Source organism: Bartonella sp. HY038, from assembly GCF_014117425.1.
GTDB lineage: Bacteria > Pseudomonadota > Alphaproteobacteria > Rhizobiales > Rhizobiaceae > HY038.
Genome location: NZ_CP059725.1, coordinates 1,017,941 through 1,033,957, shown reverse-complemented (window position 1 = coordinate 1,033,957; position 16,017 = coordinate 1,017,941). Strand labels below are relative to the sequence as shown.

Annotated in this window: 16 protein-coding genes; 5 read left to right on the top strand and 11 right to left on the bottom strand. The window is 39.4% G+C overall.

The genetic code is table 11. The features are described 5' to 3' along the window. Nucleotides 1-7 precede the first annotated feature (7 nt). Nucleotides 8-433 (bottom strand): GNAT family N-acetyltransferase, encoded by a 426-nt coding sequence (locus H3299_RS04380; protein ID WP_182419092.1) that lies wholly within the window; start codon nucleotides 431-433, stop codon nucleotides 8-10. A gap of 96 nt (nucleotides 434-529) precedes the next feature. Between H3299_RS04380 and H3299_RS15560 the strand changes: the two genes are divergently transcribed. Together H3299_RS15560 and H3299_RS04375 are read left to right on the top strand one after the other, a co-directional pair. Continuing rightward, the gene (locus H3299_RS15560) at nucleotides 530-877 is read left to right on the top strand and encodes a GntR family transcriptional regulator (RefSeq protein WP_210276138.1); all 348 of its coding nucleotides are present in this window, start codon (nucleotides 530-532) and stop codon (nucleotides 875-877) included. Next, nucleotides 874-1,905 carry a PLP-dependent aminotransferase family protein gene (locus tag H3299_RS04375; protein ID WP_210276136.1) on the top strand — a complete coding sequence of 344 codons (1,032 nt, stop codon included), beginning with the start codon at nucleotides 874-876 and terminating at the stop codon, nucleotides 1,903-1,905. The genes H3299_RS15560 and H3299_RS04375 overlap by 4 nt, the downstream gene beginning before the upstream one ends. Before the next feature lie 24 nt (nucleotides 1,906-1,929). Here H3299_RS04375 and H3299_RS04370 read toward each other — a convergent pair whose 3' ends face one another. The 3 genes from H3299_RS04370 to H3299_RS04360 form a co-directional block, all read right to left on the bottom strand. Further along, on the bottom strand, nucleotides 1,930-3,138 hold the full coding sequence (locus tag H3299_RS04370) for a DUF4375 domain-containing protein (RefSeq protein WP_182419091.1): 1,209 nt from the start codon (nucleotides 3,136-3,138) through the stop codon (nucleotides 1,930-1,932). A gap of 83 nt (nucleotides 3,139-3,221) precedes the next feature. Beyond that, a complete protein-coding gene (locus H3299_RS04365; protein ID WP_182419090.1) occupies nucleotides 3,222-4,244 on the bottom strand; it encodes a DUF4375 domain-containing protein in 1,023 nt (340 codons plus the stop codon). Nucleotides 4,245-4,650: 406 nt separating this feature from the next. After that, complete coding sequence (locus tag H3299_RS04360) at nucleotides 4,651-5,610, bottom strand: hypothetical protein (RefSeq protein ID WP_182419089.1); 960 nt, start codon at nucleotides 5,608-5,610, stop codon at nucleotides 4,651-4,653. 206 nt (nucleotides 5,611-5,816) lie between these two features. On the opposite strand from H3299_RS04360, the gene H3299_RS04355 reads away from it, so the two are divergent. The 3 genes from H3299_RS04355 (at nucleotide 5,817) to rpmG (ending at nucleotide 7,953) form a co-directional block, all read left to right on the top strand. Continuing rightward, nucleotides 5,817-6,515 carry an NUDIX hydrolase gene (locus H3299_RS04355; protein WP_182419088.1) on the top strand — a complete coding sequence of 233 codons (699 nt, stop codon included), beginning with the start codon at nucleotides 5,817-5,819 and terminating at the stop codon, nucleotides 6,513-6,515. Beyond that, entirely contained in the window at nucleotides 6,515-7,690 is a 1,176-nt protein-coding gene (locus tag H3299_RS04350) for an MFS transporter (RefSeq protein WP_246708138.1), read from the top strand. The genes H3299_RS04355 and H3299_RS04350 overlap by 1 nt, the downstream gene beginning before the upstream one ends. Before the next feature lie 95 nt (nucleotides 7,691-7,785). Further along, the gene (rpmG, locus tag H3299_RS04345) at nucleotides 7,786-7,953 is read left to right on the top strand and encodes a 50S ribosomal protein L33 (RefSeq protein WP_182419087.1); all 168 of its coding nucleotides are present in this window, start codon (nucleotides 7,786-7,788) and stop codon (nucleotides 7,951-7,953) included. A 168-nt stretch (nucleotides 7,954-8,121) separates the two neighbouring features. Here rpmG and H3299_RS04340 read toward each other — a convergent pair whose 3' ends face one another. From H3299_RS04340 to H3299_RS04310, 7 genes are all read right to left on the bottom strand, one after another. After that, on the bottom strand, nucleotides 8,122-8,943 hold the full coding sequence (locus tag H3299_RS04340; RefSeq protein WP_182419086.1) for an MBL fold metallo-hydrolase: 822 nt from the start codon (nucleotides 8,941-8,943) through the stop codon (nucleotides 8,122-8,124). Nucleotides 8,944-8,961: 18 nt separating this feature from the next. Further along, complete coding sequence (locus H3299_RS04335) at nucleotides 8,962-9,735, bottom strand: TatD family hydrolase (protein ID WP_182419085.1); 774 nt, start codon at nucleotides 9,733-9,735, stop codon at nucleotides 8,962-8,964. Between the two features lie 3 nt (nucleotides 9,736-9,738). After that, nucleotides 9,739-11,286, bottom strand: a complete 1,548-nt coding sequence (metG, locus tag H3299_RS04330; protein ID WP_182419084.1) for a methionine--tRNA ligase — start codon at nucleotides 11,284-11,286, stop codon at nucleotides 9,739-9,741. A gap of 299 nt (nucleotides 11,287-11,585) precedes the next feature. Then, a complete protein-coding gene (locus H3299_RS04325; protein WP_182419083.1) occupies nucleotides 11,586-12,683 on the bottom strand; it encodes a DNA polymerase III subunit delta' in 1,098 nt (365 codons plus the stop codon). Nucleotides 12,684-12,761: 78 nt separating this feature from the next. Continuing rightward, complete coding sequence (gene tmk, locus H3299_RS04320) at nucleotides 12,762-13,415, bottom strand: dTMP kinase (protein ID WP_182419082.1); 654 nt, start codon at nucleotides 13,413-13,415, stop codon at nucleotides 12,762-12,764. Between the two features lie 70 nt (nucleotides 13,416-13,485). Beyond that, the gene (locus H3299_RS04315) at nucleotides 13,486-14,709 is read right to left on the bottom strand and encodes a D-alanyl-D-alanine carboxypeptidase family protein (protein ID WP_182419081.1); all 1,224 of its coding nucleotides are present in this window, start codon (nucleotides 14,707-14,709) and stop codon (nucleotides 13,486-13,488) included. A 184-nt stretch (nucleotides 14,710-14,893) separates the two neighbouring features. Further along, entirely contained in the window at nucleotides 14,894-16,003 is a 1,110-nt protein-coding gene (locus H3299_RS04310) for a septal ring lytic transglycosylase RlpA family protein (RefSeq protein ID WP_182419080.1), read from the bottom strand. Nucleotides 16,004-16,017 lie beyond the last annotated feature (14 nt).

The following is a 16,017-nucleotide window of genomic DNA, read 5'->3' as shown; positions in this document are numbered from 1 at the left end:
TTTTCCTTTAATATAAATCGCGATATAAATGATAACCAGTGGTTGTGTAGCCCACCTGTTGGTAAAATTTTTGCGCTGTTTTATTCGTCAATCCAGTATCAAGCACCATACGCTGACACCCTTTTTCAAAGGCCAGTTTACCCAAACTATCGAGTAAATTTTTTGCATATCCCTGCCCGCGTACAGTTGGATGGGTGATAAGATCATCGACATAACAAAATCGACCATGGATAAAATTTTCCATACAACGATATCCAGCTAATGCGAGCGGCATGGTAGCGTTAGTAACTCCCAGCAATGCAAAGCCTTGCTGCTGTTGACGTTGCACCTGTACTATAAAAGCTTCTTTGCTTAATAGTTTTGGACGCAACATCGCCATTAGATCAAAGCACTGCAATATTTCGCTTGGTGTGCTGTAATGCGTTATTTCCATAATTTCTCCGGTTTAAGCTAAATTGAGTTGCACAATTTAAACTGCTAAGTCATATTAGAAAGAGCCAAAATAAACAAAAAAAGGTAGGACATGATTGTGGGCTACAAAAGCATTTATGAGCGGTACCGAAATGAAATCAGTATTGGCAATCTTAAAGCGGGCGATCGCGTACCATCGATTAGAGTTTTAGCAAGTGGATTGAATGTCGCGCGTAAAACTGTAGAATCCGCTTATGAAATACTTGTTGGGGAAGGCTATTTGGTAAGCCAAGGCGCTAAAGGCACCTTTGTGAACCCAGAACTTAATATTGAAGTTGCTTTAAATAGCAACACTAATGGCGCAAAGAGTGAATTTGCACAAAAAAGCAACTTACAGCCCAAGCATTTGCGCCTTGGAATTCCAGCCCTTGAAAGCTTTCCTTATAAAAAATGGCTTTTACTTTGAAAAAAGCTGCCCGTAATATGGATGAAAATGATCTTATCATGCCACCTTTTATGGGCTATCAGCCATTAAGAGAGAATATTGCCAGCTATCTTAATATCTCTCGCGGGCTTAACTGCTCGCCCGAGCAAATTTTTATAACAAGTGGTTACCGCGCCAGCTTGCGGCTTATTTTTGCGGTACTATCCACACCTAATGATACGGTTCTTTTTGAAAATCCGGGATATTTTATTGCGGCCCAATTCCTCAAACTTATTATCCCAAAACTTCATTATATTCCAATAGATGATAAGGGGCTAAACACAGACTATCTATTAAAGCATCATAGTGATGCAAAATTTGCGCTTGTCACACCGACCCATCAAAGCCCAACAACTGTTTCAATGTCTTTACCACGAAAACAGCGACTATTAGAATGGGCTTCTAATAAAAAAAGTTGGATTATTGAAGATGACTATGATGGCGAATTTCACTTTAAACGAAAAATAATTAGCGCATTAAAGAGTATCGATGCCCATGATAGAGTTATTTATACTGGTTCCTTTAGCAAAACCATAATGCCTGCCTTGCGAGCTGGTTATATCGTTATGCCGAAAGAAACAATAAAGCTATTTATGCAAATTGGTAACATCTATGAAAGTGGTATGCCGCTTTTTACCCAAAAAGCACTTTCTTTATTTATGAGTGAAGGCCATTTTTATCGCCATATTAAAAAAATGCGTACGCTTTATCAACAACGCCGCGTTATTATGGAGGCTGCATTAAAGCAAGTTTTAGGTGATATCTTGAATATAGAATTAACCGATGGTGGCATGCACATAATTGCTTACCTTAAACGAGGCAGCAAAGATCAAGAGCTAGCACAATTATGGCAGCAACACGGGTTAAAGGTATCTCCCCTATCTCATTGGTATAAAGGTGAACCAGATAAATATGGCTTAATTATTGGTTACACCAATGTACTCAGTTTAGAACAAGCAATCAACCAATTGGCTAAAGTTGCAAATGAAAGCCGCATAATTGCCCAATAATTAAAACGCTGATAAGCGATAGAATTACTGAGGTAGAATGTTATTCTCTTTTGCTAGCTTCAGCATCGCACCATCAACTTCGTCAAGAATTTTAGTAAAATCGAGCTTATCCTCAAAATCATCTAATGGATTACCATTTTCTAACTCGTTAGGAGAAAGCTTATTTACCATTTCAAATAAGGATTTTGCTTTTTGCAAATCAGCTTCAAGATTTTGTAAATTTAACCTTTTAAACGCTTCAAGCAATGCTGGAACTTCATTTGGATTATGATCAAAATATTGGTAAAATCCGCCATTTGAAAATTGTGCCGAAAATAAATTGAGTGCAAAAATATCACGATAAACGCTTGGCCAATTTTCTCTTGTGCCAAACCTATCTTGAAGAAGAAATAAATTTTCAGCCAAAATATTCATGCGATCCTTTTCTGTCATCGATTGAACAATGTTTTTGTACCAATCATGAAGCTGGTCATTTTGACAAATATCATCGCGCAATGCCTTATAAATAGCGATAGGCTTTGGAAAATCCCTTAACTTATCTTTTGCTTGTAAGACATCAGAATGCGTTGCATAAAGCGCTGCATAGCCTAATGTATCTTTTTCAGGGCCACCACCTAATAATTTTCTGTCTTGCTTACGTTGGTCTAAATGCATTTTTTTATAACCATCTGGGGCTTCCTCACCCATCATAGCATCTAATTTTTTTAAAAAGGCCTGATCAAGTTCAGCCTGTGTTGCCGGAATAATAAAATGCTTAATGGTTTTTTCTGATAGGTCAAATTTTTGATAACGGCTGCCAAAAGCGTCCATAGCAGACTGGAATTGGCGTGCTGCATCCTCCATATTTTGCCGCTGTAATGCGCGCCCAATATAGGGGGCAAAATCTGAATCATTACTTTGAAAATAATTGACCACGGTTTGATAACGCAAGAAAACAAACAACCAATAAAGATCTTGTACATCGTCAGGATAAGCCAATATTTTATCAACCGGCGAGGATTTGCTATCGTAAAAGCTAGGATTTACATGATAGCCATGCATGTCCCAGGTTAAAATGAGGAACTTAGAATTTAACACCTCATCAAGGCTAATATATTTTAGATCATCAAAGGTAATGGCATCGCCTTTGGGATCAAAATAAACGGTGCATTCTTTGGCTATTGCAGTGGAATTGCCGCCACTTGTAATGACTGCCCCAGCAAGCAAACGTGTTAATATTTTTAAAATTTTCAATGTGAACCTCTTTCGTCCTTACATGGAATTTCCAAATTTTCACACAATACCAACCGCCCCCCAACCAAAAAGCAAAGATATTGTCAACGTGGAAGAATATTATGGTTACGGGCAATGACTGTCATCGCATCGTCGAGCTTATCCAATAAATCATGGATGTTTACTTCCTTGGCAAAATTGCAAAAAGGTGCTGTTTTCATGATATCATGAAAATATATTATTTTGTCTTTATCGCGCTCAACATAAAATCTACTAATTTTTTGAAGTGATTGCTCATAAAGCTCCTTTGCATCGCCTATAAATTTAGCCAATTCATCAAGACCGTTTTGGCGCAATGCATTGTACAACGCCAATACGGTTTCACCTTTTTGATTATAAATATACTGACCAAGGCTGCCATGCACAATTTCAGTGTAAAATATTTCAATTAGATATAAAGATCGGTAAGGCGGCGGCCAATTTTGCCAATCCCCTAAATTTTCCTCAAAGCTAAATAGATTTTGAACTAAGCAGATGGCTCGTTGCTTATCAGAAATAATTTCAACCCGCTTTTCGTACCAATTTCTTGCCTCTGCACTGACACAAATATAATATCGCATAGCATGATAGAGTTGCTGAGAGCATGGAAATGCCTGTAAAACACTAGGTGTAACTGCCTTGCGAATTTCTTCCTCAATGACATCATTGGTCATTTCTTCACTGCCGGTAATTAGGAGATTATCTGAATCCTCCTGCGAAAATCCTATTAGATTACGATTCCTGTGATTAAAACCACTATATCGGCTACCAAAAACTTGCATCATTTTATAAAATATATCAGCTATTTCCGGCATATTTAATCGAATTAAGGCCTGATGTGTATATGGCGCAAAATCTGAAGCTAATGATTGGAAATAGTCAATGATGCTATGATGGCTAGCTATGCAATATAACCAATACAGGTCCTGCTCATAAACAGGCCGCTTAAAAAAAGCGTCACTTAACCTTTTATAATTATTTAATGATGCTTTACTTCTATCAAAAGATCTATAGGCTGCCAAATACGCTGTAAAAAGCTCATGCTCTAAATCATGAAATATAATTCGAATAGTTTCATCAAAATTCAAATTCTTCAAATCATCGAAAGTGGCTGTTTTGTCCCTTGGCACATAATAAATTGTGCATTCTTTTGGTGCGTCGAAGCCCATTGTTTACTCCAAATTACGGTGAAATAAGCTTATTATCCAAAACAAGTTTAAGAGACGCATCATCAATTTTGTCATCCAACTCATCAACATCAATTTTAGATTCAAATTCAGCCAAAGGTTGCCGCAGTAATTCGTACACTTTTATAAAATCTTGGGGAGAGCTTGTATTATATTTCTGTTTTAATTGCTCGAATTTGTCATGCAGAGATTTAGCTTCCAATACAATAGGAATGATGTCATCAAGATTGGATGATTTTAACGCCTTTAGAAGGTTAGGAAAATCTTCAGATGAAGAATTATCAAAATATTGACTTATGCCGCCATTTCAAATTTCAATTTGAAATAAATAAAGCGAAAAGATATTTTGGTAATAAATTGGCCAACTTTCACGCGGGCCTAGATCATTTTTTCTAGTAATTAATTTATGCTGTATAAACCACAAATGAGCCCTATCGGTTTGGGCGTTATAGGTGGTTAAATACCAATTCTTTAAATGTGGATTATTGCAAATTTTGTCATGAATTGCTTTATAAATTTCATTTTGGCTTGGAAAACCATCTAACAATTTTTGTGCTGCGAAAGTTTGTGGATGCTGTTGATAAAAAAGGTTATATTCCATCATATTACGGCGTTGATAGCTAATCTTATCGCCATCCATTTTCTTGGTTAATTCTCGCTGTTTTAATACAGCCTCCTTATATTTTAGCCCTTCTGCACTATTATCATAAGCCGCCATCATTTTAAGAAAAATTTCATCTAACTCTGCCTCGCGAACCGGAATTGGAAAGTTTTCAATGCTTTTTTTGCTTGCATCAAAACCTTGATAGCGATTGCCAAAAGCTTCCATTGCTACAGCAAACTGCTGTGCCATATCATCCAAATTTTGGCGTTTTAAAGCTCTTAAGATATAAGGTGCAAAGTCAGAATCCCGCCCAGAGAAAAAGGTTTTAACGTCGGCTGAGGAAGCAATACTATATAACCAATAAATATCTTGCACATCATCTGCTAAGGATAGGATTTGTTTATCCGCTTGAAGTTCCGGCGCGCTTAACGACTCCGGCGGCAAAGGAGCAAAATATTGCACATTCCTCGCTACAGTTAAATAATGAAATTCTCCATTTATAAATTCATGCATACTTATATGTTTTAAACTATCAAAATCTAACTTAACAAATGTTGGAAGATAATAAATTTCACATTTTTCTTGCGCATTGCTTGTCATAGTTCCACCAAGAACAAGAGCAATAATAGAAAAAATCTGAAAAAATTTTAATATTTTATGCATAATCATTTCTCACTTTATTAGTGTTACAGATGATATAAAATATGCTTTTAATTAAATTTGAAGAACCCGTCTTTTGTTTAAAGTAAACGATATAGACATAAAGGAAAATTGTATATTAAAAAAAGTTTTATTATTAACAATGCTTGATAGTGCTAAACCTAGCTATACTAGCATAACAATTTTGTGTCTTTTCAAGTGAAGTAATAGTGACAAAACATATTTTAAAACCCAAATCCGCGGCAACATTATTGATATTAAAAGCTATAGATGGCAAGCCATTTGTATTGATGGGAAAACGCCATGAAGCGCATAAATTTATGCCGGATTTTTATGTTTTTCCCGGCGGCAAAATGGATCGTGCTGATTTTAGCCATCTTTACTCTACGTCACTTCATGAGCGTGATATAAAATTGATGCGCAGTGAAAAAAAACATTTTACAGAAAAACACGCAAATGCTTTGGCATTATGTGCCATTCGGGAAACACAAGAAGAAACAGGGCTTCTTATTGGCGTAAAATCCAAGGCTCCGTTAAGAAAAAGCATAAATTCTGCTTGGCGCATTTTTCAAAATCAACAACTGCTGCCTAACCCATCTGCGTTACATTATTTTGCAAGGGCAATTACCCCAACTGGGCATATTAGGCGGTTTGACACACGTTTTTTTCTAACCTTTGCAGAAAATATCAGCAATATTGATGAAATGCAGCCATCAAGCGAATTATCCGATTTACAATGGGTTGATTTGTTTTCGCCGCCAAACATCAAAATTCATGACATCACAAAACAAATCATCGAAGATACAAAAGATTGCATAACGCCCAACATGGCGTTAAAGCAATGTCATCCAGTTACGCTATATTATAGCGCGAGGGGAAGACATTATAGAAAGGTTCGATTTAGCTGATGACTTTTGAAACGGATAGCCAAAGCGAAAACCATGCCATGCGGGCAATCATTGCGGCGATAGCGACAATTGCTGCGGTAGGTATAGCAATTGGCCTTGGAACGCCCCTTATTTCAGCAATGATGTTGGATCATGGTATTTCTGAAAGTATTATTGGTTATAGCGGCACGATTGGCGGTCTGGCCACCATTATTGCTGCAGCTTGTACATCAAGAATCGCGCTAAAGTTTGGCGTTATCAAACCGATTTTAGTCATGCTTATTGTTGGCGCTTTAAGCTTTTTAGGGTTTTATTGCTTTCAAGGCCTATGGGTTTGGTTTGTCTTACGTTTTACCTTGCATTTTGCTATGACGATTATGTTCATTCTATCAGAATTTTGGGTCAATAGTTCAGCACCACCAGCAAGGCGTGGGGCGATTCTTGCCATTTACGCGGCGACTTTTGGTTTTGGTTTTTCGCTAGGGCCAATTTTGTTTTCCTATGTTGGCAGCAAAGGCTTTTTACCGTTTGGTATTGGGTGCTTGCTTATTGCCCTTGCCAGCATTCCCATTATGTCAGCATGGAAATTAAGCCCTAATTTCAAAGACAGCGAACACGTGCCATTTTTGCCATTCATTTTCAAAGTGCCAACATCAACCATGGCGGTGCTGGTTTATGGTGCAGTTCAATTGGGTGCGGTTACCTTAATCGCGCCATTTTCATTAAATTTGGGCTATAGTGAAGCACAAGCTGGACATTTTTTAACCCTGCTTGCTTTAGGCAATGTGCTGCTTTTGGTACCAATTGGCATGATTAGCGATCGATTGCCCGACCGCCGCTATGCTTTGGCTGGTTGCGCAACTATTGGCCTTATTGGCACTTTACTCGTGCCATTCATCATGCACCAATATTATTTACTTGGGGCGGTTTTATTTGTGTTAGGTGGTGTATCAGCTGGCCTTTATACCATTGGCCTTGCCCAATTGGGCGCAAGACTCAAAGGCAGCGATCTTGCTGCCGCCAATGCCGCTTTCATTTTTTGCTATGGTATTGGCATGCTAATTGGCCCATCGATCATTGGACAAGCTATGGAAATCTTTCCCGTAACCGGTTTTTCCATGGCAATGGCACTTTTTTTCGGTCTTTATGTCGCTTTAGTTGTAATAAGATTGGTTGTAAGGTTAACACGCTCTTGACTTTTTATCCTGAATGCTTATTGTCGCGACAAAATCGTCTTAGGCCACGGGTCATTCAGGCGGTGTGGTGATTCAAATAGACAGGATTCTCTATTATGGCTAAAGCTAATACAATCAAAATCAAGCTTTTGTCGACGGCAGAAACCGGCTTTTTCTATGTAACAACAAAGAACAGCCGTACAATGACCGATAAGATGACAAAGCGCAAATATGATCCAATCGTAAGAAAACACGTTGAGTTTCGCGAAACAAAGATCAAGTAATTTTTATAAATTATGTTTAAAAACACGGCTTTTAGCCGTGTTTTTTTATGTCTAAAATAAATCTTTAATTCTATAAAATGCTGCCCATTACAGTTGTGAAACAATCAAACTGTCTTTATCAAAGCTACAAGGCTTTGTGGCACTATTGGCAACGCTAAAAGGTGAGACTTAACAATCAACCTCAAATTGCAAGCCATTATAGGCTGGCTCGACATAATCTGGCGTTTCGCGCAAAACAGTGCGATAATCAAGATAAATATGCATATGGGTTAATATGGCACGTTTTGGCCGCAAATAATCAATCCAATCCAAAGCCTGCGAAAGTGAAAAATGGCTTGGATGTGGTTGATATTGCAAAGCACCTATAATAAGCACATCAAGATCAAATAGCTTAGTTAAACTTTCTTCAGGAAAGGCACTCACATCGGTGCAATAAGCGACATTCCCCATACGAAAACCAAGCGAGTGAATATCGCCATGGGTTTGCAAATGGGTTTGAAACTCTAATTCACCCCCTGCCCCATTAATTTTAAAATGATCATAGGGGCCAATTTGATGGGCGCGTAATATGGGTGGATAGTTTGACCCCGTTGGTGTTTTAAAACAATAGTCAAAGGCTTCATGTAAGCGATTTAACGTGGCAGCATCGCTATAAATATCAATTAGCTTATTTTGTGCAATGCCAAAAGTGCGCAAATCATCAATGCCATGAATATGATCTGCATGGGGATGGGTATAAACCACGCCATCAAGATTGGTGATGCCAGCATCAATGGCTTGAGAGCGAAAATCAGCCCCTGTATCAATGACAATGCTGGTTGTGCCCATTGCGCTAACACGCTCTACCAATAGCGAGGTGCGATAGCGGAGGTTTTTAGGCTCTAAGGGATCGCAAGAACCCCAATCACCATTTGGTCGCGGCACCCCTGGCGAGGAACCGCAGCCTAAAATGGTAAATCGCAATTTATCTTTTGCAGATATTTCAGTCATCCTATTTTGTTTAACCAATCACAGCATTTTTGAAAAAAGCCGAAATGCATTATCGGTTGTAATTTCAGCCAATTCTTCATAGCTAAGAGAGCGCAGCTCGGCCAAAACTTCCGCCGTTTTCACCACATAAGAAGGCTCATTGCGCTTGCCACGATAAGGAACTGGCGCAAGGTAAGGCGCATCGGTCTCTACCAATAATTGCTGCAACGGCACAATTTTTGCAACCTCGCGAATTTCTGGTGCGCCCTTAAAGGTCAATATTCCTGAAAAAGATAAATAGCCGCCAAGCTCAATGCCTGCCTTTGCCAATTGCATACCAGAAGAATAGCAATGCAAAATAAACTTGAATTTTCCCTTTGCCATTTCTTCACGCAAAATCGCTTCCATATCTTCATCGGCATTACGGGAATGAATGACCAATGGCAATTCACTGCGTCGCGCTGCATCAATATGATGAAGAAAGCTCGCTCTTTGTTGCTGTGGTGTTGCATAGTCATAATGATAATCAAGACCAGCTTCACCAATCGCAACCACCTTTTCATGGCTAGTTAATGCCAATAGGTCTTCTGCGGTAATATCGGGTTCTTCATGGGCGCTATTGGGATGCGTCCCTACGGAGCAAAAAACATGCTCATATTTTTCGGCAATGCGAATGATCCGATCAAATTGGCGCACATGGGTAGAAATTGTCACCATGCGCTTAACACCAGCTTGATGAGCGCGTTCTATTACCTCATCAAGCTCGGGAGCAAAATCATCAAAATCGAGATGACAATGGCTATCAATCAACATAATTTAACCCTCAAGCTCTTCAAGCTTATAACGTGGGAAAATACCGCTTGGACTTGGCAATGCAGTTCCCGGCGCAATCCACTGGCTTGCAACATCGCTTAACATACGATGATCTTCGCCAATGTTTAAAAGTTCAAGCAATTTGTCGATTGATGCGGGCATAAAGGCCTGCAAAGGAATTGCCACACGGCGCAATATTTCAGCGGTTACATAAAGGACAGTATCAGCACGTGCTGGATCCGTTTTGCGCAAAGCCCAAGGCTCTTCACCCGCAAAATAGCGATTAGCATCAGAAATGACCGCAAAAATAGCTGTTAACGCCAAATGCGGCGCCTGCTTTGCCATTGCGTCACGAGCAGTGTTAACCACTTCGCTAGCCTTATCTAAAATCTCACTATCTTGCGCTAATAACTCACCCTTATTTGGCACTTTTCCATCGCAATTTTTAGCAATCATTGATAAAGAGCGCTGGGCAAGATTGCCAAGGTCATTGGCAAGATCGGCATTAATGCGGTTGATAATCGCGGTATTGTTAATAACGCCATCTTGGCCAAAGGATACCTCACGCAAGAGGAAATAACGAATGGAATCAACGCCATATTGCGCAGTAATTGCAAAAGGATCAATGACATTACCAACCGATTTTGAAATTTTTTCACCGCGCATGAGCAAAAAGCCATGGGCAAAAACCCGCTTAGGCAATTCAATACCAGCAGACATTAAAAAAGCTGGCCAATAAATAGCATGGAAGCGAACAATATCCTTGCCGATAATGTGTGCATTGGCTGGCCAAAACCCAGCACGCGGCGCATTTGGATCTGGATAGCCTGTTGCGGTTAAATAATTGGTAAGCGCATCAAGCCAAACATACATGATATGTTTAGAATTACCCGGTACTGGAACACCCCAAGAAAAATTGGTCCGCGAAACTGATAAATCACGCAAGCCAGAGCGCACAAAGCTCATAATTTCATTGCGCCGCTCATTGGGCCCAACAAATTCAGGGTGCTTTTCATAATAATCTAACAATTTATCTTGATATTTTGACAAGCGGAAGAAATAGCTTTCTTCCTCGTTCCATTCAACTGGTGAACCAACTTCTGTTTCGCGGCGAATACCATCTTCACCAACGATCGTATCTTTTTCATCATAATAGGCTTCTTGACGAACCGAGTACCAGCCAGCATAGGTATCAAGATAAATATCACCATTATCTTCCAAAATTTTCCATAAGGTCTGACAAGCGTCATAATGGCGTTTTTGGGTGGTGCGGATAAAATCATCATTAGAAATATTCAATGATGCTAGCATTTCTTGGAAAACGGCTGAGTTTTTATCGGCCAATTCCTGCGGAGTGATGCCCAATTTTTCCGCTGTCTGCTGCATTTTCAAACCATGCTCATCCGTGCCCGACAAGAAAAAAACATCCTTGCCGTCAAGGCGCTGAAACCGCGCCATACTATCGGTTGCAATAGCATTATATGCATGGCCAATATGTGGCTCGCCATTAGGATAATAGATTGGTGTCGTTATATAATATTTTTCACGCATTTAACTTCAGTCTTCATTATCTTACGGCGCACGCTCAAATAGCGGCCCGAATGGTTGCAATATTTTAAAATGGCTACAAAATTGGGTGAACAAGCCTTATTGCTGTTATCTTCCTATTGTTTTTGCAACCCTTGGCATAATCTTTTCAATCAATATTGAATAGTTTTTCAACTAAGGTCAGCGATGATTTTTATCATGATTATCTGACGAGACAAGATTAGAAACATTATCGCCTTTTCTTTAAAGACATAATGCTAGATTTTGCCTTTGTCACCTAAAAAGATAATATAATTCTATGATTAACCCAAACAGTCGTTCAAATTTTGATGTAGTTTTTGCAAGAGAACAAGGATAGATTGCCTTTTATCGAGATTATAGGCAGTGGCATCACGTATTTGTTGCTCAATCTCATTCCAGAATTGTGATAGTTTTTCACCCGTTACTAAATCGCCACCAATGGCTTTATCACGCGACAATTGCGCCACACGATCAAGCACATAATCAATAAAAAACGAAAATTGCACTTCGGCATCTTTGGCAGATAACACGCTGGCAAGCTTAAAAGCACCATCAACTGAAAATACCTTATTGTTTAAAATATCTTCAACTGCATGGATAATATCAAGCCCGCCATAAGCTAGCATTAAAGCCGCCTTACGAACGCTTCCTTCAGAATTGGCAATTAATTCGTCATTATCTTGCATTTGTGCAGATCCATTATCAAAACCTGCAGCGTGACCTAATGCCACTTGTAAATCATTATGATCCAATGGCTTAAACATAATTGCCTGACAACGCGAACGAATGGTGGGCAAAAGTCGCCCAGCATTATGGGAAATAAGCATAAAAATAGTGCGCTTTGGTGGCTCTTCCAAAGTTTTTAACAGCGCATTAGCACCATTTCTATTCATATCATCAGCAGAGTCGATAATGACAATGCGCCAATCATTATTAGACGAAGTTTGCTGTAAAAAATGGGTAATCTTACGAATATCATCAATAGTGATTGCCCCACGAAATTTTTGTGTTTTAGGGTCAAACGCCCGTGATATATGCAAAAGATTAGGATGAGCACCTTGGGCAATTTTGCGCCAAATATTTTTATTTTCAAAATTTATTGCAGCGTCATCATTGATAATATCACGAAGATCTTGCGCCATTATACTATCGGCAGCAATGTTTTTTGCCAATAAAATATAACCAAGGCGATAGGCAAGACTTGCCTTACCGATGCCCCTTGCGCCTTCCATTAATAGCGCGTGATGCAAGCGGTTTTCGTCCAGCATTTGCGCAAGAAACGCACGTTGCGCCTCATGACCGACAAAGAAAGTATTTTGTGCAGGACTGATGATTCCATCAATATCATCATATTGTGGAATACTAACAATGTCGTTCATTTTAACCTCAAATGTCACGCGGCGAAAATGCCTTCAACGCTTACTATAATAGCTTAATACTTTCATGAAGCAAAAACCCTATTTTAATAATTGTGTTTGATGTAATTTGTGCTCGACATTAGACAAAATTTCATTGGCAATTTGGTCTATATCGCCCTCTGCATCAATAATCACGCAGCGATCTGGCTCTTTTTGTGCAATATCAAGAAATGCCTGACGGCGATTTTCATGAATTAAGACATCATCTTTTTCAAACCGATCAACCGCACTATCTGCACTACGGCGTGAATTTGCTCGTGCTAAGCCCACTTCTGCCGGCAAATCAAGAATAAAAGTAATATTGGGCCGTATGTTTTTTATTGCGGCCTGTTCAAGTGCATCAACCGTTGTAGCAAGTTGCGGTGAAGCAGCACCCTGATAAACACGGGTTGAATCAATAAAGCGGTCACATAGCACAATTTTACCAGATTTTAATGCCGGCTCGATCAAAACATCAATATGGTCAGCTCTTGCAGCGGCAAACAAGGCTGCTTCAAGCGAAGCACCATATTTTTCGCCATAACCGCTTAGCAATACATAGCGCACCGCCTCTGCGCCTGCTGTGCCACCTGGCTCACGGGTAATGACCAAATCATAGCCCTTTTGTTCAAGTGCTTTTGCAAGGCGTTTTATTTGCGTTGATTTACCTGCACCTTCGCCACCTTCAAAAGAAATAAAAAAACCTTGCTGCAAAATACTATTCCTTCATTTCCTTAAAGACTTTTGATGGATTAAACTTTAAATATAAAAGAGTAAGAACCAATTAATTCCAATAAGCCCTAATCCAACCAATGGAAAGCTCATAAAGCGAATTTTTTGCCTTTTGGGTTAGGCTTGCCTCTGTCGCAGTTTCCCCCGTAAATACTGGCCGTTCAAGAATATTATCACCATTAAGCAAAATTTTAACCAAACCAACTTGTTTATTGGCTTCCACCGGTGCCGTAATTGGCCCTTCATAGCTAATTTTAGCCTCTACTTGTTTTATCTTAGTTTTTGGTATCAAGACAGCAACGACTTCATTAACCTTTAGGCCAATCGTGGTATTGTCGCCGCCAAATAGTTTGGCTTGCCCGATGTTTTCACCCTTATCAAAAACGAGACGACTTACAAATTCATTCATTGCCCAAGTGATAATACGTATTGCCTCTTCATTGCGCTCTTTTTCTTTGGACACACCAGCAAGTGCAAGAAATAACTTACGGTCATTTTTTTCAACTGATAAGAAAATCGAATAGCCCTGCCCCTGCGTAAAGCCATTAGCCATGCCAACAACGCCAATATTGGCCCCCACTAACGGATTGCGGTTACGCCGAAATATTTTGTTCCATTCAAAGGCTGGCTGGCTATATAGCGCTATCTGATCAGGATATTCTTTTTCTAAATAAGCAGCAAGCAATGCCAAATCTTTAAGTGTGGTATATTGCCCGTCTTGCGGTAGGCCAGTTGCATTGACAAAATGGCTATTTTTAAGACCAATTTCCGCCGCTCTCTCATTCATTTTATTAACAAAAGCTTCTTCACTACCAAATGCACCTTCAGCCAATGCAAGGGCCGCGTCATTGGCTTGTAGGACAATTAAGCCCTGCAACAAATTATTAACACTTACCTTGCTTTTTACCGCCGCAAACATTGTGGTTGTACGTGATGGTGCACCGCCGCGCCGCCACGTATCTTCGGAAATGATATATTCATCATCTAATGAAATTTTATTATGCTTAAGTGCATGTAAAACAACTTCTGCGCTCATCAATTTGGCAAGTGAAGCAGGCGCTATGCGACTATTGGCTTGTTTTTCAAATAAAACACTTCCAGTTTCTTTATCTACCAATAATGCCTGCGCCGCACTTGTTTCAAAATCTTTGCCCGTTATAGCTGAAAAAGCTGGCATGCTTAAAAAAACAAGCCAAAAGCAAACCAAAAATAGCGAAATAGCGATGAAAAATCGCCGATATAAATGATTGGTAAAATTTTTGCTTATTAATTTCATACCCCAATAGTCCCAATCATGTCGTACAATTTTATCTAAAAGTCGATATTTCACCATTCTTAGCGAGGCATTATTAATATTTTTTAAATTCAAACAATAATAAAGGCTGCGCGTCCTTTGACGCGCAGCCTTAAATAATTTTAGTAATTACTTAACATAAAACCAAGTTTTGTATTACAAGAACCTAATGATCTCTCACGATAAACGCATCATTTGCACCGGCTGACCATGCAGCATCAAGTGCTTCATCAAGATTGTTTTTTACCATGAGATTAGCAGAGTAAATTACATTGCCATTTTGGTCTTTATCTTCAACAAACTTAACATCACCAAAAGATTTGAGCTTTTGAGCAATTTCATTAACATCGTTTTTATTGGCAAAATTGCCCAAAGTAATAAATTCTTGTTTAGCGTGTGAATACGCACCTTCATCACGCAAAATTTGCGCAAAAATATCACTGTTGCGTCCTGATGCAATATATTCTTCAACATAGGCAGAGGTTAAACGCGGCGCTAAATTAAGAGCAGGCTTTGCTTCTGACAAATCAAAACTATCTTTTACCACAGCTTTAACGGCTTTTTCAGCTTCGTTATTCTTGTGATTATCTTCAATTGCAACAAAGGCAGCGGCAGAGTTTGCGTTTTGATTTGGCCCACGATAGGAAGCCAATAAATAACCGTCTTTACGGGGTTGCGCAGGTGCTGGCCCGATATAATCAACCTTAACATCAGCAACACCACGATTTGCAAAATGCAAAGTCTCAGCGGCTTTTTTAGAAAGATCAATCAAACGATTATGAGCAAAAGGCCCACGATCATTAACCCGTACAATGACTGATGCACCATTTTTTAAATTGGTAACCCTTGCATAGCTTGGCAAAGGCATAGTAGGATGAGCGGCAGTCAAATGGTTCATATCAAAGATTTCGCCATTTGCCGTTTTACGGCCGTGGAATCCTGCGCCATACCAAGAAGCGCGCCCTACTTTGCTATAACCAATTTCAGCCTTAGGGTAAAACCATTGACCATTAACCTTATAAGGCTTTCCAACAAAAACGCGCCCTGCTTTGCGAGCTATTTGGGCTTCGGCATTTTGAAAAATTTTTACACCAGGTAGCGGTGCACCATATTCTACATCTTTAACAGGTGTTGTACGTACTAATTCTTTCTCGCTTGGAAATAGCGGACCTGTAGAATTACAAGCTGTCAAACCAGCTACCAACACAACAAACCCTGTAAGCTTAACCGCTGTTGATGCGGAGCTTTGAGATAATTTTCGTAATTTTTGCTTCATGTTTCGTCCGCTCT